This is a genomic window from Saccharomonospora azurea NA-128 (assembly GCF_000231055.2).
Classification (GTDB): domain Bacteria; phylum Actinomycetota; class Actinomycetes; order Mycobacteriales; family Pseudonocardiaceae; genus Saccharomonospora; species Saccharomonospora azurea.
The window spans coordinates 797,066-814,696 of record NZ_CM001466.1 but is presented as its reverse complement, the minus strand read 5'-3'; the positions used below and the strand labels follow the sequence as shown (position 1 = coordinate 814,696).

Annotated in this window: 9 protein-coding genes; 4 read left to right on the top strand and 5 right to left on the bottom strand. The window is 69.8% G+C overall.

The window, feature by feature from the left end; genetic code table 11:
- Positions 1 to 23: 23 nt before the first annotated feature.
- A complete protein-coding gene (locus tag SACAZDRAFT_RS03830) occupies positions 24 to 5,963 on the top strand; it encodes a non-ribosomal peptide synthetase (protein WP_005438871.1) in 5,940 nt (1,979 codons plus the stop codon).
- The gene (gene fabD / locus SACAZDRAFT_RS03825) at positions 5,960 to 9,376 is read left to right on the top strand and encodes an ACP S-malonyltransferase (RefSeq protein WP_005438869.1); all 3,417 of its coding nucleotides are present in this window, start codon (positions 5,960 to 5,962) and stop codon (positions 9,374 to 9,376) included. The genes SACAZDRAFT_RS03830 and fabD overlap by 4 nt, the downstream gene beginning before the upstream one ends.
- Here fabD and SACAZDRAFT_RS03820 read toward each other — a convergent pair.
- Both SACAZDRAFT_RS03820 and SACAZDRAFT_RS03815 read right to left on the bottom strand, forming a co-directional pair.
- Positions 9,364 to 10,761 carry a cytochrome P450 gene (locus SACAZDRAFT_RS03820; protein ID WP_005438867.1) on the bottom strand — a complete coding sequence of 466 codons (1,398 nt, stop codon included), beginning with the start codon at positions 10,759 to 10,761 and terminating at the stop codon, positions 9,364 to 9,366. The genes fabD and SACAZDRAFT_RS03820 overlap by 13 nt on opposite strands.
- 36 nt (positions 10,762 to 10,797) lie before the next feature.
- Positions 10,798 to 12,183 (bottom strand): cytochrome P450, encoded by a 1,386-nt coding sequence (locus SACAZDRAFT_RS03815; protein ID WP_005438865.1) that lies wholly within the window; start codon positions 12,181 to 12,183, stop codon positions 10,798 to 10,800.
- A 215-nt stretch (positions 12,184 to 12,398) separates the two neighbouring features.
- Between SACAZDRAFT_RS03815 and SACAZDRAFT_RS03810 the strand changes: the two genes are divergently transcribed.
- Both SACAZDRAFT_RS03810 and SACAZDRAFT_RS03805 read left to right on the top strand, forming a co-directional pair.
- A complete protein-coding gene (locus tag SACAZDRAFT_RS03810) occupies positions 12,399 to 13,352 on the top strand; it encodes a quinone oxidoreductase family protein (protein ID WP_005438863.1) in 954 nt (317 codons plus the stop codon).
- A gap of 38 nt (positions 13,353 to 13,390) precedes the next feature.
- Positions 13,391 to 14,440 carry an NAD(P)H-dependent amine dehydrogenase family protein gene (locus SACAZDRAFT_RS03805; protein ID WP_005438861.1) on the top strand — a complete coding sequence of 350 codons (1,050 nt, stop codon included), beginning with the start codon at positions 13,391 to 13,393 and terminating at the stop codon, positions 14,438 to 14,440.
- Positions 14,441 to 14,513: 73 nt separating this feature from the next.
- Here the strand turns inward: SACAZDRAFT_RS03805 and SACAZDRAFT_RS03800 are convergent, their stop codons facing one another.
- From SACAZDRAFT_RS03800 to SACAZDRAFT_RS03790, 3 genes are all read right to left on the bottom strand, one after another.
- Positions 14,514 to 15,935: a S8 family peptidase gene (locus tag SACAZDRAFT_RS03800; protein WP_005438859.1), complete on the bottom strand. Its 1,422-nt coding sequence runs from the start codon at positions 15,933 to 15,935 to the stop codon at positions 14,514 to 14,516.
- Positions 15,936 to 16,156: 221 nt separating this feature from the next.
- Complete coding sequence (locus tag SACAZDRAFT_RS03795) at positions 16,157 to 16,474, bottom strand: hypothetical protein (RefSeq protein WP_005438857.1); 318 nt, start codon at positions 16,472 to 16,474, stop codon at positions 16,157 to 16,159.
- A gap of 102 nt (positions 16,475 to 16,576) precedes the next feature.
- Entirely contained in the window at positions 16,577 to 17,275 is a 699-nt protein-coding gene (locus tag SACAZDRAFT_RS03790; RefSeq protein WP_005438854.1) for a trimeric intracellular cation channel family protein, read from the bottom strand.
- Positions 17,276 to 17,631: the final 356 nt, after the last annotated feature.

Genomic DNA, 17,631 nt, shown 5'->3' with positions numbered 1-17,631 from the left:
GTGACCGTTGGAGAGGATCCACCATGTCCATGCACGACGTTCTCGCCGAGCGCAGGGCGAAACTCTCGCCGGAGCGGCTCGCGCTGCTGGAGAAACTCAAAGGTGCGGCGACCTCGGGAACCAGCGCCACGAGCATCCCCCGACGCTCCGGTGACGGTCGCGTGCCGTTGTCGTTCCACCAGGAGCGCATCTGGTCGCTCGACCACCTCGTGCCGGACAGTCCGGCCTACAACGTCGTTCTGAGTTTCCGACTGCGGGGTCCGATCCGGCACGACCTGCTGGAGCAGGCGGTGCAGCAGGTCGTCGACCGGCACGAGGCCCTGCGAACGACGTTCCCCAGCGAGGGCGGGGTGGCGTGGCAGGAGATCGCGCCGCACGTGGTGGTTCCGCTGCCGCTGGTGGATCTGTCCCCGTTCCCGGAGGAGGAACGCGAAGCCGAGTTCCACCGCCGTGCCCGGCAGGAGGCCGAACACGTCTTCGACCTCGCGCGGGGACCGCTGTTGCGGGTGACGCTCTACCGGCTCGACGACGACGCGTACGACTTCCTCTTCAACACCCACCACATCGTCACCGACGGCTGGTCGATCAACAACTTCGTACGCGAACTGCTGGTGTGCTACGAAGCCCTGCTCGACGGACGACCCGCGCCGCTGCCCGACCTTCCCGTGCAGTACGCCGACTACACCGTCTGGGAACGCGACCGGATGCGAGGCGCCTTCCTCGACGAGCGGCTGGCGTACTGGCGCTCGCGCCTGGGAGACCGCAATCCGGGCTCCGAGCTGCCGCTCGACCGGCCGCGCCCGCCGGTCCAGACGTTTCGTGGCGGGAGTCTGCACTTCGAGCTCGCCACCGATCTGGCCGACGACCTGCGCGCGCTCAGCCGCCGCCACCACACGACGTTGTTCGTGACGCTGGTGTCCGCGCTGAAGGTGCTGATTCACCGGTACACCGCCGACGACGAGGTCGTCGTCGGCACACCCATCGCCAACCGGCACCACCGGGACATCGAGAACCTGATCGGTTTCTTCGTGAACACGCTCGTGCTGGACACCGATCTGGCCGGCGATCCCGCCGTGAGCGAGGTGCTCCGCCGGGTCGGCGAGGTGGCCAAGGGCGCGTACGCGCACCAGGACGTTCCCTTCGAACTGCTGGTCAACGAGTTCCGGCCCGAACAGGGCATGAGCATGAACCCGCTGTTCCAGGTCTGCTTCGCCCTGCAGACCGCGCCGGCGGAGGAGGCGGGGGAGCACTCGCTTCTCGGGCCGGTCCAGGAGATCCGCAACGGCACGAGCAAGTTCGACCTGTGGATCTCCATCGCCGAGCGCGAGGGCGTGCTCGCCGGTTCGGTCGAGTACAACGCGGACATCTTCGAGCACGCGACCATCGAGCGGTTGGTCGACAGCTACCAGGTGCTGCTGCGGGAGTTCGCCGACGCACCGGACCGGCCCGTCTCCGAGCTGCGCATCCTCCGCCCCGAGGAGGAACACAAGATCCTCGTGGAGTGGAACCGCACCGAGCACGACTTCGGGGAACCGGGGCGGTGCTGCCTGCACGAGTTGGTGGAACGTCAGGTCGAGCGGCGTCCCGACCAGGTCGCCGTGCGGTTCGAGGGTACCGACCTGACGTACGCGGAGCTCGACCGGCGGGCGAACCAGCTGGCCCACCTGCTGCGCGAGCGGGGAGTCGGCCGGAACCAGCCGGTGGGTGTCTGCATGGAGCGCTCGCTCGAACTCGTCGTGGCGCTGCTCGGAGTGCTCAAGGCCGGCGGCGCCTACGTTCCACTCGACCCCGCCTACCCGGCGGAACGGCTCGACTTCATGATGGCCGACGCCGCGCCGCGACTGCTGCTCACCCAGCCGGGGGCGACGCGGCTGCCGTCGCACGACGCCGACGTCGTCGAGCTCGGTCCGGACTGGGCGACGCTCGCGGACCTGCCGGACCACCGGCCGGAGGCGGTGACCGACTCCGGCGGGCTCGCGTATCTGATCTACACCTCCGGGTCGACGGGAAAACCGAAGGCGGCGATGATCGCCCACCGCGCGATCGTCAACCGGCTGCTGTGGATGCACGACACGTACGGGCTCACCGAGCAGGACAGTGTGCTGCAGAAGACGCCGTTCAGCTTCGACGTCTCCGTGTGGGAGTTCTTCTGGCCCCTGCTCGCCGGTGCGCGCCTGGTGCTCGCCCGGCCGGACGGCCACCGCGATCCCGCGTACCTGGCCGAGGTGATCCGGGCGGAGAACGTGACGACGATGCACTTCGTGCCGTCGATGCTGCGGGTGTTCGTGGAGGAACCGGATCTGGAACGGTGCACGACGCTGCGGCAGGTGTTCGCGAGCGGCGAGGCTCTGCAGTACGCCGTCCAGCAGCGCTTCTACGAGCGCCTGCCGCGGGCGGACCTCCACAACCTGTACGGGCCGACGGAAGCCGCCGTCGACGTCACCCACTGGACGTGCCTGCGGGAAGGCGGGCCCGTGAACGTGCCCATCGGCAGGCCGGTGGCGAACACGCGCATCTACATCCTGGACCGCAACCTCCGGCCGGTGCCGGTCGGTGTACCCGGGGAGTTGCACATCGGCGGGGTGCAGGTCGCCGACGGCTACCACGCGCGTCCGGAGCTGACCGCCGAGCGCTTCGTCCCCGACCCCTTCTCCGACGAACCGCACGCGCGGTTGTACCGGACCGGGGACCTCGCCCGTTTCCTCCCCGACGGCACCATCGAGTACCGAGGGCGCACGGACTTCCAGGTGAAGGTCCGCGGGTTCCGGATCGAGCCGGGCGAGGTGGAGGCGGCACTCGCGGACCATCCGCTCATCCGGGAGGTCGCGGTGCTGGCCCGGGAGCTGCCCGGCGCGGACGGCGACGCCGAGGACCGCACCCGGCTCGTCGCCTACGTCGTTCCCCACCCGGTCGACGACGTCGCGGACCCGACCGAGCCCGACGACCAGGTGTCCGAGTGGGAGCGGGTGTTCAGCAGCACCTACGACGACGAGGCCGGGCAGACTCCGGCCGACTTCAACATCGTCGGCTGGAACTCCAGCTACACGGGTGAGCCGCTGCCGGAGGAGGACATGCGGCTGTGGGTCGACTCCACCGTGGAGCGCATCCTGGCGTTGAGGCCCAAACGGGTGCTCGAAATCGGGTGCGGTACGGGCCTGCTGCTGGCGCGGATCGCCCCGGAGTGCGCGTACTACTGCGGGACCGACATCGCCCAAATCGGCCTGGACCACATCGCCGAGCGGGTGCTTCCCACGCTGCCGAACGGCGTCGAGGTGGAGCTGTCCCGGCAGGCCGCCCACGACTTCTCCGGCCCGGCGGGCCAGGAGTTCGACGTGATCGTGCTCAACTCGGTGGTGCAGTACTTCCCTGACGTGGACTACCTGCGTTCGGTGCTGGACGAGGCCTTCGCCCGGCTCAGTCCGGGAGGCGCGATCTTCCTCGGTGACCTTCGGAACCTGACTCTGCTGGAGACCTTCCACAGTGAGGTCGAGGTCGAACGAGCCGACGAGACCACCACGGTGGAGCAGGTTCGCCGGCGCGTGCGCAGGCGCGTGGCGCAGGAGCAGGAACTCCTCGTCGCCCCGGAGCTCTTCCCGGCCTTCGCTGCCACGAGAGACGACGTGTCCGGTGTCCAGGTGCTGTTGAAGCGCGCGGGGCGGCAGAACGAGCTGACGAGGTACCGCTACGACGTGGTGCTGCAGTCCGGGACGCCGGCGGCCGGCGACGGTGAGCCGTTCGTGCTCGACGGCGCATCCGGGGCACCGAGCGCCGAGCAGGTCCGGGATGTCCTGTCCCGCCACGGCGCGCTGCGGGTCACGAACCTGCCGAACCCGCGAGTGCGGCGAGCCCTCACCTACCGCGCCGCCCTGGCCTCGTCGGATCCGGAGAGCCCCGTCACGACGCTGCGCGAGACGGTCGCCGTCGAGGAGGGCGCCGACCCCGAGTGGTGGTGGCAGCTGGCCGACGAGCTGGAGTGCCGGGCCGACGTCTCCTGGCAGCACGAGGCGGGGGACGGCAGCTACCAGGTGCTGCTGCACCGCGGTCTCGATCCCCGGACGTGGCGGTGGCCTGCCGCCGACGGTCCCCTGCACCGCTACGCGAACAGCCCTTCGCTGTACCGGATCGGACGCCGACTCAGCGCGGGAGCGGCGGACTTCCTGCGCGACCGGTTGCCGGAGTTCATGGTGCCCGCGGCGGTCGTCGCCGTGCCGGAGCTGCCCACCGACGCGAACGGCAAGCTGGACCGCCGCGCCCTGCCGTTGCCGGTGCTGGACGTCGATGACGGCGGGTACACCTCGCCGCGCACCGACCTGGAGAAGCAGCTGGCCGACCTCTGGGCGGACGTGCTCGGGGTGGACGTCGGTGTGACGACCAGCTTCTTCGACGTCGGTGGCGACTCGATCCGCGGCATCCGGCTCGTGAACAAGGCCAACCGGCAGGGGTTGCCGATCACCGCGCAGGACGTCTTCCAGTACCGGACGATCGCGGAGCTGGCGGAGGAGGCGCGCTCCCGCATCGAGGCGGGTCACGAGGCCGCGGCGGTCGAGACCGTCGAGCGCGACGAGCGGCTGCTCCGCGAGGTCCGGCAACGGTATGCCTCCGCCGTCGACGCCTACCCGCTGACCGGGACCCAGGAGAACATCCTCTACCGCATTCGCCGGACCCGGGAGCCCGGCGGCAACGTCGTGCACCAGCGATTCCGGATCACGGCGGAGTCGTTCGACCCGGACGCCTTCGCCCGCGCGTGGCAGGCCGCCGTGGACCGGTTTCCCGTTCTGCGCACGTCGTTCTGCTTCGACCTCGGCGACGACGGCGAGCCGGTGCAGGTCGTCCACCGGACGGCCACGCTGCCCGTCCACCGCGAGGACTGGCGGGCACTCAAACCGTCCGAACAGGAACGCCGGCTGCAGACCTACGTCGCGGCCCGACGCGCGGAGGGGTTCGACCTGGAACAGGCGCCGCAGTCGCGGGTGGCGCTGTTCCGCACGGGTGAGCACACCTACGAGTACGTGTACCTGTTCAACCTGGCCCTTCAGGACGGCTGGAGCTATCCGCTGATCATGAAGACGGTGTTCGAGACCTACCGCGCGCTGGTGGACGGGCGTGAGTTCACACCCGAACCGGCGACCGCCGAGTACGGCGACTTCTGCCTCACTCAGCACCACCGCGAGCTGTCCGGGGCCGAGCGGTTCTGGCGGGCCGAACTGGCCGGTGCCGACCTGCCCGCTCCCGCGCTCGCGGACAGGCCCGCCGACAGCGCGGCGGCCCGGACGTCCCCGCCCCTGTTGCATGACGGGATCCTGGTGCCCGATCCGGTGACGGCACGGCTGGAGACGCTGGCTCGCCAGTGGTCGGTCACGCCGTTCACCGTGCTCCAGGGGGTCTGGGCGGTCCAGCTCGCCGCGACGTCCGGGCGCTCGGACGTGGTGTTCGGCTCGGTCTTCTCCGGGCGGGGGACCGCCAAGGTCGACGTCGAACACGGTGTCGGGCAGTACTTCTCGATCCTGCCGGTGCGGGTGCACGTGGATCCGGCCGAGCGGCTGGGCTCGTGGTTCGCGCAGCTGCAACAGCGCGTGCGACGCATCGGGGAGTACGAATACGTGCCGGTGCGGAAGCTGCACGAGTGGCACGGCGTGGACAGGGACGAGTTCCTGTTCGACAGCTACCTCGTCAACGAGACCTTCCCGGAGTTGTCCTCGGTGTTCGACACCTTCTCGCGCTCGCTCGGCGCGGAGCCGGTCGAGTTCCTCAACCAGACCGAACATCCGTTGCGGGTGGAGACGATCCTGCTCGACTCCCACCTGGTGATCAACTTCAACTCGTACTCCGACCGGTTCCGGCCCGGCGTCGTGGCGTCCTGGCTGCGTACGTACGGGGAGCTGATCGCCGCGGTGGCCGACGACCCCGAACGCACCGTGGCGTCCCTGCTGGCCGAAGCGGCCGACGGGACGGTGCAGCGATGAGCCGACACGCGATGCCGACCGTCTTCATGTTCTCGGGGCAGGGATCGCAGTACTTCCAGATGGGACGCGACCTCTACCGGACCGAGCCGGTCTTCGCCGCCGCACTCGACCGGATGGACCGGATCGTCGCCGACGAACTGGGCAGGTCCGTCGTGTCCGCGATGTACGAGCCGAACCGCTCCAAGGCGGACCCCTTCCTCGACATCGCGGTGACGCATCCCGCGATCGCGATGGTCGAACTCGCCCTCGCCGAGACCCTGCTGGCGGACGGCATCCGGCCCGACCTCCTGCTCGGTGCGAGCCTGGGCGAGTTCGCCGCCGCGGTGCTGGCCGGAGTCCTCGGCGAAGAGGACTGCCTGCGCATGCTCGTGCGGCAGGCGCGGATTCTGCGGGACCGCGTGCCCGGCGGCATGCTCACCGTGCTCGGGCCGCCCACTCTGCACGCCGAGATCCCCGAACTGCGGGACGGCACCGACCTCGCCGCACGGAACTATCTCGAACACTTCGTCGTCTCCGGCGACGACGCGGCCCTGACCGCGGCCGAGACCGCCCTGCGCGCTCGCCGCATCGCACACCAGCGGGTGCCGGTCTCGCACGCCTTCCATTCGAGGCTGCTCGACGCCGCCTATGCCGAGTGCGCCGACACCTTCCCGGAGCTCCGGCTGAACACGCCCGCGATTCCGCTCGTGTCGTGTGCGGCGGGTGGACGGCTGACCGAGGTGACGGCCGAGCACTTCTGGCGGGTCGCCCGCGATCCCATCGAGTTCCACCAGACGTTCACCGCTCTCGAAGCGCAAGGCCCTGGCCTCTACCTCGACCTCGGTCCGTCGGGGACGTTGCACAACTTCGCCAGAGCCAACCTCGCCTCCGAATCACAGTCCCGTTCTCTGCCGCTGTTGAGCCCGTTCGGACGAAACCTCCAGTTGCTGGCCGACGTGCGTCACCACGCCCGGCCTCGTCAGCCCCTGCCCGCAGACGAGAGAGGCACCACGATGAAGGTCTACGGATTTCCCGGTCAGGGTTCGCAGGTGAAGGGCATGGGTGAGAACCTGTTCGACACCTTCGGCGAGTACACCGCCAAGGCGGACGACGTGCTCGGCTATTCCATCGCCGAGCTGTGCCTCCGCGACCCCGAGCGACAGCTCAGCCTGACCCAGTACACCCAACCGGCGCTCTACGTGGTGGGCGCACTGAGCCATCTCGCCAGGCAGGCGGAGGATCCCGAGCCGCCCGACTACGTCATCGGCCACAGCCTCGGCGAGTACGTCGCGCTGTTCGCGGCGGGTGTCTTCGACTTCGAGACGGGACTGCGGCTGGTGCGCCGCCGAGCGGAGCTGACGGCGCAGGCCACCGGAGGCGGTATGGCCGCCGTGGTGGGCTGCGACGAGGACACGGTCGAGGAGATGCTGGCCAGGCCGGAGCTCTCCGGGCTGACCATCGCCAACTACAACTCACCGGAGCAGTTCGTCCTCACCGGTGACCGGGAGCAGATCGACACCGCGAGGGCGCTGTTCGAGACACGGGGCGCGTTCTACACGCGACTGCGGGTCAGCGGCGCGTTCCACTCGCCGTTCATGGAGGACTCGGCTCGATCGTTCCGGGCGTTCCTGGACGAGTTCACCCTGTATCCGCCACGCATACCCGTCATCTCGAACGTCGCCGCGCGGCCGTACCCCGAGCACGGTATCGCCGACGTCATGGCGCGCCAGATGTCCGGTGCGGTGCGCTGGACCGAGTCGATCCGCTACCTCATGGGCCTCGGGGAGTTCGAGTTCCACGAGCTTGGCCCGGGCACCGTGTTGACGAAACTCGTCCGCAAGATCAGGGAGCTCGCCACACCGCTGGTCGAGCCCCCGGCTCCCGTTCCCGCCACGTCGAACGGGCACGTCGACGCCGGTGTGGTCGACGTCGGGGCCTACGACCGACCGGTGGAGCCGCGGTCGCTCGGTGTGGACCCGCACCCCGACGCGCGCGAACAGCCGGCCGCCCGCGAAGCCGACGCACCGGCCTCGCCCGCCACGGCTGTACCGGTCCGCGAGACGGTCGAGGCCTGGGCACCCCGGGAGCTGTCTCCGGAGCGACTGGGAGCCGCGGGCTTCCGCCGCCGATACGGTTTGCGCCTGCCCTATCTCGCCGGCGCGATGTATCGGGGGATCTCGTCGAAGGACCTCGTCGTGGCGCTGGCGAAGGCCGGGTGCCTCGGCTCGTACGGGACGGGTGGCCTGCCTCTCGCCCGGGTCGAGGAGACGCTGCGCGCGCTGATCGACGACATCGGCGCCGACGCGCCGTTCGCCGCGAACCTGCTGTACCAGTACGCCGACCCGGGTCACGAACTGCGTCTGGTCGACCTGTACCTGCGCCTCGGGGTGAGGACGGTGGAGGCCGCGGACTTCCTGCAGATCACGCCCGCGCTGGTGAAGTACCGGGCGAAGGGAGGCCGCATCATCGCCAAGGTCGCGAGAGCCGACGTCGCCCGGGCGTTGCTGTCGCCGGCTCCGCGGCGGATCGTCGACGAGCTGCGCGAGCAGGGACAGCTGTCGGCCGAGGAGGCCGACCGCGTCCTGTCCGTTCCCGTGGCCACGGATCTGTGCGTCGAGGTCGACGGCTGGAGGCGGGTCGGCGGGAGTCCGGCCACCCTGTTGCCGACCGTGTGCCGGTTGCGGGACGAGTTGACCGGTGACCGTGGGCCGGACGAGTGGGTGCACGTGGGTGCGGCCGGTGGGATCGGCACTCCCGAGGCCGCCGCGTCGGCGTTGCTGCTCGGAGCGGACTTCCTGCTCACCGGCTCGATCAACCAGTGCACCGTGGAGGCCGCGACCAGCGACGTCGTCAAGGACATGCTGCTCGCCGTCGAGGCGCACGACGTCACCGCCGCTGCGGACCGCGAGATGTTCGAGCTTGGCGTGGACGCGCAGGTGATGAAGCGCGGAGTGTTCTTCCCCGCTCGCGCGGCGCAGCTGCACGACGTGTGGCGCCGTCACGACTCGTTCGAGGAGGCCGATCCGACGGTGCGGGCGCAGGTCGAGGAGACGCTACTGCGCCGCCCGTTCGCGGAGGCGTACCGGGAGGCCGTCGACAATCTGCGCGCCACCGCGCCCGACCAGGTCGAGCACTGGACCCGCACGGGCAAGCAGCGCATGGCCTTGGTGTTCCGGAGCTACCTGGGCGCGTGTCACGACCTCGCCGTGCGCGGAGACGAACGGCGGACCGTCGACTTCCTCGTGCACTGCGGACCGGCTCTGGGTGCCTTCAACGAGTGGGTCGCGGGGACCGAGTTCCGCGACTGGCGTTCGAGGCACGTCGACGCGATCGCCGAGCACCTGCTCTCCGCCACTGCCCGCCTGCTCCGGCAGCGCTCGGTGAGCCTGCTGGGCGGCGAGGCAGTGGCGGAGCCCGGCGATCAGCGTGGGTGAAGCGTGGCGAGGACCGGCTCGTCCGGACGCAGGTTGCCGGTCTGCTGGATCGCGATCTCCGACGACGACACGGTGATCCGGTAGTGCCGCAGGAGAGTGGAGAGCAGGACCGTCGCGGCGAGGAGCGCGAAGTGCTCGCCGATGCAGACGTGCGGGCCGCCACCGAACGGCAGGTAGGCGTAGCGGTGGCGGTCCTGCGCACCGAGGAACCGTGTCGGATCGAACCGTTCCGCATCCGGCCAGAAGTCCGGATGCCGGTGGGTCACCCACGGTGAGAGGAACAGGGCGGTGCCCGCGGGAATGTGATGGCCACCCAGCTCGATGTCCTCGGTGGCGGCGTGCTCGGTCATGTACACCGGCGGGTGCAGCCGCATCGTCTCCAGCAGAGTCGCCCGCGTGAGCGTGTCCCTGCGCTGGGCGTGGTCCACGACCGACACCGGGTCCGTTCCACCGGCTCCGTCAGTGCCGTCGGTACCGTCTCCGGCCACGGCGTCCTGGATGTCCTGGTACCGGCCGAGCTGGTGCAGGGCGAACGTCAACGCGGTGGCGGTCGTCTCGTGCCCGGCCATCATCATGAGCAGAGTCTGATCCCGGATCTCCTGTGAGGACAGGCCGTCACCGGTCTCCGGGTCACGGGCGGTGCGCAGCCGGGTGAGGATGTCGTCGCGCTCCTCGTCGGCCGGGTGCCCGTCCCGTTGGGCGATGATGCGGTCGATGAGGGAGTAGAGCTGCCGGTGCACGCGCTCGAAGCGGCGATTGCTCCGGGTGGGGACTCCGAGCGGGAGCCGCACCGGTGTGGTGGTCCGCGCGATGATCAGGTCGTTGGTGAGCGGGATCAGCTGGTGCAGCTCCGGGCCGATGTGGTCGATGTTGCTGCTGAACAGCGCCGCGCCCACCATGCGCAGCGAGTAGCGCAGCATCAGCAGGTGGAGGTCGACCTCACTGCCCGGGCCGGGGACGTCCTCGGTGGCGATCCGCTCGGCCTCCCGGTGCATCAGTTCGGTGTAGTGCGCGACCCGTCGAGGCGTGAAGAGCGGCTGGAGCGTGCGCCGCTGCCGTCGCCACTCGGCACCGTCGGTGGTCATCAGGTTCGACCCGATCATCTCGCCGAGCACCCGGGTGCTCGACGGGCCACGGCCGATCGTGCGTTCGGTCTCGGTGAGCACGAACTGGACGGCGTCCGGATGGTAGGCCGCGACGACCACGTTGCGCAGCGGACCGCGGCGCGGGCCGAACGGGTACGCCACCAGATCTCCGTAGCGTTCGAAACCCTCGGTCAGAACGGAGATCGGATCGCGCAGGAAGTCCGGAGCCAGGCCGACGAACGGGCGCCCGCGGGGCCCGTCGATCTCGGAGAAGGGTCGGGTGGCCTGCGTTTTCTGCATGGCTTTGTCCTCACAGGATGTCGACGGGAAAGGAGGTCACCGCTTCTCGAACGTGGTCCACACCTCTTTGTCGGGGCGGATGCTGTTGAGCACCTTCATCGAGATCCGCTCGTCGTGCGAGACGATCCGGTGCCTGCGCAGCAGGGCCTCCAGCAGAACCCCCGAGGCGAGCAGCGCGAAGTGCTCACCGATGCACACGCGCGGACCTCCGCCGAACGGCAGGTAGCTGTACTTGGGGCGGTCGCGCTTGCCGCCGACGAACCGGGTCGGGTCGAAGCGCTCCGGGTCCGGCCAGAACTCCGGGTGCCGGTGCGTCACCCACGGCACGACGAAGACCGAGGTCCCCGCCGGAATGTGGTAGCCGCCGAGCTCCAGGTCCACGCGCGCGACGCGCTCGGTCATGTGCACGGACGGGAAGAGCCGCAACCCCTCGGACAGTGCGGCCCGGCCGAGTGTCTCCCGGTTCTGCGCGTACTCCGCGGCCGTTCCACCCTCGGCGTGGTGCGCGTCGATCTCGGCCGCGATCTCGCGCTGCACCTCGGGGTGCCGTCCGATCTGGTGCAGTCCGAACGTCAGTCCCATCGCGGTCGTCTCGTGGCCGGCGATGAAGAGCAGCAACGCCTCGTTGCGGATCTCCTGCTCCGTCAACGGCTCTCCGGTCTCCGGGTCCCGGGCCGCCCGCAGCCGCGACACGATCGTGTCGGCGTTGCCCGTGGTCTCGGCGGCACTGCTGCGCTCGATGATCCGGGTGATGAGGTCGTAGAGCCCTTCCCTGGTGCGCAGGAACATCCGGTTGGTCGGCGTGGGCACGGTCAACGGCAACTTGGGAATCTGCGTCGTGCGCGCCATGATGCCCCGGTTGGCCTTCGGGATGAGCTCGTGGAGTTCACCTTCCACGTCGTCGAGCTCGGTGCCGAACAACGCGCGGCCCACGACCCGCAGTGAGTACCGCATCATGGCGTGGTGCAGGTCGAGGCGCTGGTCGACCCGGCGGTCCTGCTCCTCCAGGATGCGCTCGGCCTCCGCGGCCATCAGGTCGGTGTAGTGGGCGACGCGCTTCGGCGTGAACAGCGGCTGGAGCACGTGCCTGCGCCGCCGCCAGTACGACCCCTCCGTGGTCATGAGACCGTCACCCACGAGGTCGTGCGTGGCGCGGAAACCGTCCGAGTCCCGGCCGAACGTGCGCTCGGTCTCCATCAGCAACTGGTGTACGAGGTCCGGGTGGTAGGCGGCGATGATGGTTTTCTTCAGCGGTCCGAGTTTCGGGCCGAACCGATACGCCACGAGGTCGCCGTAGCGCCGGAAACTCTCCGTCAACAGTCCGAGCGGGTCGGAGTTGAACTGGGGAAGCAATCCACTCAGGACGTTTCCCTCGGGTCCGGGAATTCGGTCGAACGGCAGAATGTCTTGGGTGACGGACATCGGATTCCTCTCGGGGTGATCGGCCCAGGTCTGTTCGGAAACACTGCGTTCGTCGGATGTGCCGCACTGAGGTTCTCCGCAGGGCAGCGGGTCGGCGCACAGTCTAGAAGTGCCGATGACACTGGGGAAGTCCGTGACGCCAGGGTTCGCGGGGTCCCTGTTCGTGATCGACGAACGATGGTCGTCGCGGTTGAACCCGGTTTAGTCTGTTCGTCGTGCGAGCCGTCCAGATCACCGCCTTCGGCGGGCCGGAAGTGTTGCGGACCGCGGACGTCGCGGATCCGAAGCCGACGGAAGAACAAGTGCTGGTCGACGTGACGTTGGCCGGAATCAATTACCGCGACACCCACTATTCCGAATTGACCGAATCCCCGGGAATGCGACTGCCTGTCATTCCGGGAATGGAGGTGGTGGGACGCACCGAGGACGGACGGCGAGTCGCGGCGACGGTGCCGAACGGTGGCTATGCCGAGCGGGTCGCCGTCGACGCGACCATGCCCGTGGACATCCCGGACGCGGTCGACGACTTCTCCGCGCTCGCTCTGCTGGTGCAGGGAACGACCGCGTGGCTGCTCCTGCACGAGAGCGCGCGGATCAGACCCGGTGAGAGCGTGCTGGTCCAGGCGGCTGCCGGGGGAGTCGGCAGCCTCGCCGTCCAGTTGGCCGTCCTCGCGGGAGCGGGCCGGGTGATCGCCGCGGCCGGTACACCGGCCAAACGCGAGCTCGCCCGCGACCTCGGCGCCGATGCGACGGTCGACTCGACCCGGGAGGACTTCGCCGACGCCGTCCGCGAGGTCACCGAAGGGTCCGGTGTGGACATCGTGCTGGACATGTCGGGTGGTGAGATCACCCGGCAGAGCCGGGCCGTGCTCGCTCCCCTGGGGCGGCTGATCTGCTACGGCATGGCGAGCCGCACGCTGCCGCCGCCGGTGGGACTGCCGGAGCTGATGGACTCCTCGACGACCGTGAGCGGCTTCGTGCTCGAACACGCGACGACGAAACCGGGACTGTTGGAGACCGCGCTGCGCGAGCTGTACGACCATGTGACGTCGCAGCGCCTGCGTGTGGTGTGCGGCGGCGTGTACCCGCTCGCCGAGGCGCGAGCAGCGCACGAGGACCTGTGCGCGCGCCGCACCGTCGGCAAGCTCGCTCTCGACGTCGCCCGGTGAGCGGGGAATGGACGTGACGACCGACCGAGGAGGTTCCCGTGTATCGGGTGATCCAGTGGTACACCGGTGCGATCGCGAAGCACCAGATCAGACTGCTGTCCGAGCGCGAGGACTGCGAACTCGCGGCGGTGGTCACGCAGACGCCGGGCAAGGACGGCGTGGACGCCGGTGAGCTGGCGGGCATCGGCCCGATCGGCGTCACGGCCACACGGGACGTGGACGCCGTGCTCGCCCTGGACGCCGACTGTGTCCTGCTGAACCCGCCGTTCTGGGACCACGACCTGGTGGTGCGCATCCTGCGCTCGGGCAAGAACGTCCTGACGCTCGCCGGTGGCTTCGACATGCGCGGCCTCCCCGGCTACGAGGAGCTGGAGGCGGCCTGCCGGGAGGGCGGGGTGTCGCTGACCGGCGGTGGCAACATGCCCGGTCTGCTCAACGACGTCCTGCCGCTGGTGCTGTCCGGCTACACGGGGTCGGTGCGGCGCGTCTGGACGCGGGAGCGCAACCTCCACCGCGACTACGAGGGCAAGGAGGTCCTCCGGATCCTCGGATTCGGCTCGCCTGTCGAGGAGTGCGGCGAGCAGAGTCAGCGGGGCGCCATGCTGACGCAGGCGTTCCACTGGTACGAGTACCAGGCGGCCCACCTGGTGGCCGACACCCTGGGAGCGCGGCTGACCGACTTCCGCACCACCGGGTGGGAGATCCTGCCCGCCCCTCGGGAGCTGCACCTGCCCGCCAGCGGGATCACGATCCCGGAAGGCACCGCGGCGGCCATGCGCTTCGAGTTCACGGGCTTCGTCGACGACGAGCCGTGGCACACGACGGTGATCGAACACGCCGCGGATCTGGGACTCGGTGACGGCTGGCAGCAGCGCGAGGACGACCCCGAACTGAGCGTCCGCGTGTCCGGCGACCCGGACCTCGCGGTGGACTTCGCCCATCTCGGAGTGGAGAACATGATGCGGCTCAACGCGGCGAGGGTGGTGAACCTGATCGGCCCGCTGTGCGATGCGGAACCGGGGTGCCGCCGGATCACCGACTTCCCCGTGGTGACCGGCCGCTACGCGGGACCGTCGCGCGTGTCGTAGGGCCGCCGGTGTCCTCCGTCGTCCTCACCGCGGGGGACACCGACGGCCCTGCCGTCGACCGGCTCGCTCGCGACTACCTCACGGCGGCCAGGGCGTCGACGAGGCCGTGGCCGTAGAAGGAGTTCTTCGCGGCGGGCCCGGTGCAGTCCTCGGCGCCGTCGCACGCCACGCTGTCGGCCTTGGCGCGCAGGAGCGCCGCGACGGCCTTCGGCGGCAGGTGGGGACGCTTGCTCGCGATCAGCGCGGCCACCCCGGCGGCGTGCGGCGCGGCCATCGACGTTCCGCACTTGGTGCCGTACTCGCCACCGAACACACTGGACACCGGGCAGCCCGCGCCCTCGCCCTCCGGCGGCAACTGTGCGCGATCCCCGCCCGGCGCGGTCACGTCGACCTCGCCGGAGCCGTAGTTGCTGTACGAGGACTTGGTGCCCTCGTAGCCGACCGCGGACACGGTCACGACGTCGTCGAGGCTCTTGGGCAGGATCTTGCAGCCGGCGTCCACCGCGTGTCCCCGGTTGGGGTCGTCGGCGGGCGGGTCGGTGAGGTCGAAGCCGCTGTTGCCCGCGGCGGCCACGTTCAGCACGCCGCGCTGGTGCGAGTACGCGACAGCGCGCCGCACGGCCTCGTAGGCGGCGGCGTCGCCGGGCTGCGTTGGGCAGTAGAACATCCCCGGGTCGACGTAGTAGCTGTTGTTGGTCACGTCGAAACGGTGCTCGGCCGCCCACATGAACCCGCAGACGGCGGCTTCCGGGAAGATGTAGCCGTCGTCGTTGACGACCTTCACCGAGGCCATGCGCACGCCGGGAGCGATGCCGGTGAACCCGCGGGCGGTGTCCTTGCCCGCGATCGTGCCGGCGACGTGCGTGCCGTGGTCGGAGGTCGTCGGTGCCCACGCCGCGGGGTCGGTGTCGGGCGCGCCGGTGTTGCATCCGGCCGACGTCGTCGGGTCGAGTGCGCCGACCAGCGCCGGGTGAGTGGGTTCGATGCCCGAGTCCAGCACGCCCACGGTCACCGAGGAGCTGCCCTCGTCGATCGCGTTCGCCTGCGGAGCCTTGATCATCCGCATGTCCCACTGTTCGGCGGAGACATCCGTGGTGGTGACGACCTCGACGGTCTCCTCGGTCTCGATCTCCGCGCGCGCCTGGGCGCGTGCCGCGGCGGCGCCCGTGGTGGCCGGGTGAGCGACCTCGCGCGCACCCGAGTAGGCCCGGTGGACTCCGACGAGGTCGGCGAAGTCGGCGTTGCGGGAGCTCGCGACGGCCACGCCGATCTCCGGGTAGTAGGCGACCCGGTCACCGCACTTGGCGGTCAACTCGGCGTCGACCTGCGCCTGCGGCGTGCGCGGCTGGTACAGCACGACGTAGTTGTAGGGCGCACTCGTGGTGTCGCACTCCGCCTCGGCGGGCGACTGGGCACTCGCCGCGGGCGCGGCGAGGACGGTGCTGAGGCCGACCGCCAGTGCGGTGGGCAGCAGCAGGGGTCTGAAGCGGGACATGCCACCTCCGGCTCGGTTCCGGATCCTCGTCCGGATAAGACACACAATCGGGTGAACTTTAGACAAAGCCCTGCCGATTGCCTGCCATCGAAAGTCGTGAGCCGAACGGGCTAGTCGGATGGGAGAAACTCATCTGCAGGCGCGCTGAGGTGCAGGTCAGCGGGCTGCGGCGACACGACGTCGAGAAGCGTCGAGGGTGTGTCGGTGACCGTGAAAAAGGGTTACAACCATTCGAGGGCGGCCACGACCAGCGCCTGCGTCCCGACGTCGAGAGTGGGCTGGATCGCGGGGGCGAAGCCCGGCGAGTGGTTGGCCGGGATGTCCTGTCCGAGCCGTCCCTCGCGGGCCGCTCGGTCGTACTGCTCGGGATCGATACCGCCGATGCCCCAGTAGCTGTAGGCGATGCCGTGGTTGCCGACCAGGTCGCTGAAGTCCTCGCTCGCCGACCAGCCGTGCAGGTGGCGGTAGAGGTCCTCCTGCCACGACCGCACCTCGTCGGGGCCGGCCAGGACGGCCGAGGCTCGTGTCTCACGTGACATACGCTCTCCCGGAATCGGCCCGCACGGGGCGAACGAGGGTCGGCTCCGGATCCAGGATGCACCTCGGCGGTGTGGGGTGCAGGCCGGTGAGCCGGAGAGCTCTCAGGTGTCGGTGTCGGTGTCGGTGTCGCGGCGCTTGCGGCCCCGACGCCGCTTGCGAGGCCGGTCGTGGTCGGACCGCGCTCTACCTTCGCGGACCTGAGGCACCCGGAAGCTGTAGCGAATGCCGAGCATGCGGATGGTGAAGGCCACCGCGGCGGGTACCAGTGCGGCGACGAGTCCGTGGAGGCCGAGGCCGACGGCCGTCGCGGCGAGGGCCGCTCCCACGAGCGCGGGAACGGCGTAGAAGTCGCTGGTGAGCACGGTGGGAACGCGCATCACCGCCACGTCGCGCAGTGTTCCGCCGCCCACCGCCGTGATGACGCCGAGAATGACCGCCTGCACACTGCCCATTCCGGCTTCGAGGGCCTTGCTCATGCCGGTCACGCAGAACACGCTCAACCCGATCGCGTCGAAGACGTTGATGAGCCGCGTGTAGCGCTCGAGCTCCACGCTCAGGACGAACGCGACGAGGGCGCCGCCGGCGGCCAGGCCCAGGTAACGGAGGTCGCCGAACGTGGCCGGAGGCACGTTGAGCAGGATGTCGCGGATCATCCCTCCGCCGAGGGCGGTGACCATGCCCAGGACCAGGACGCCGACGAGATCCAGACGGGACGCCCGGGCGGCGGTCAGGGCGCCGTTCAGAGCGAACGCGAACGTCCCCAGGAGGTCCAGGGCGAGGATGACCGGCGAGTGGAACATACCGCCAGTGTCGATCGGCAGTGGCCCCCGCGCCGGGTCGCCCGTCCGTCTCGGTGCGCGCGGTCACAAGCCCGCCCCTCGCGTCGGTGCGGACCGGGGGACCGGCGCTCGGGTGACCTCCCGGCCTGTGGGGGACACGGCGCCTTTCGCGCCCCGTGGAATTAGGTTAGCCTTTCCTACAGCTGGATGATCATGGTGCTGTCTGGGTCGGCGAAGGGAGGTCGGCGCGTGGCGAGCGTGGTCTCCACCATCGGCACCATCGGCGCGGGCGGCCCGGTCCGCGGTGTCCGAACTGTCCGAAATGGTGGAGTCTTCGACGTGGCCGAGCGTCGGCGTGCCGCTTCGCCGGCTCTGCT

Excerpts from the sequence above, each read along its gene's own strand:
- fabD (WP_005438869.1), top strand. The coding sequence starts at position 5,960 with ATGAGCCGACACGCGATGCCGACCGTCTTCATGTTCTCGGGGCAGGGA.
- SACAZDRAFT_RS03820 (WP_005438867.1), bottom strand. The coding sequence starts at position 10,761 with ATGCAGAAAACGCAGGCCACCCGACCCTTCTCCGAGATCGACGGGCCC.
- SACAZDRAFT_RS03790 (WP_005438854.1), bottom strand. The coding sequence starts at position 17,275 with ATGTTCCACTCGCCGGTCATCCTCGCCCTGGACCTCCTGGGGACGTTC.
- SACAZDRAFT_RS03795 (WP_005438857.1), bottom strand. The coding sequence starts at position 16,474 with ATGTCACGTGAGACACGAGCCTCGGCCGTCCTGGCCGGCCCCGACGAG.
- SACAZDRAFT_RS03800 (WP_005438859.1), bottom strand. The coding sequence starts at position 15,935 with ATGTCCCGCTTCAGACCCCTGCTGCTGCCCACCGCACTGGCGGTCGGC.
- SACAZDRAFT_RS03830 (WP_005438871.1), top strand. The coding sequence starts at position 24 with ATGTCCATGCACGACGTTCTCGCCGAGCGCAGGGCGAAACTCTCGCCG.
- SACAZDRAFT_RS03815 (WP_005438865.1), bottom strand. The coding sequence starts at position 12,183 with ATGTCCGTCACCCAAGACATTCTGCCGTTCGACCGAATTCCCGGACCC.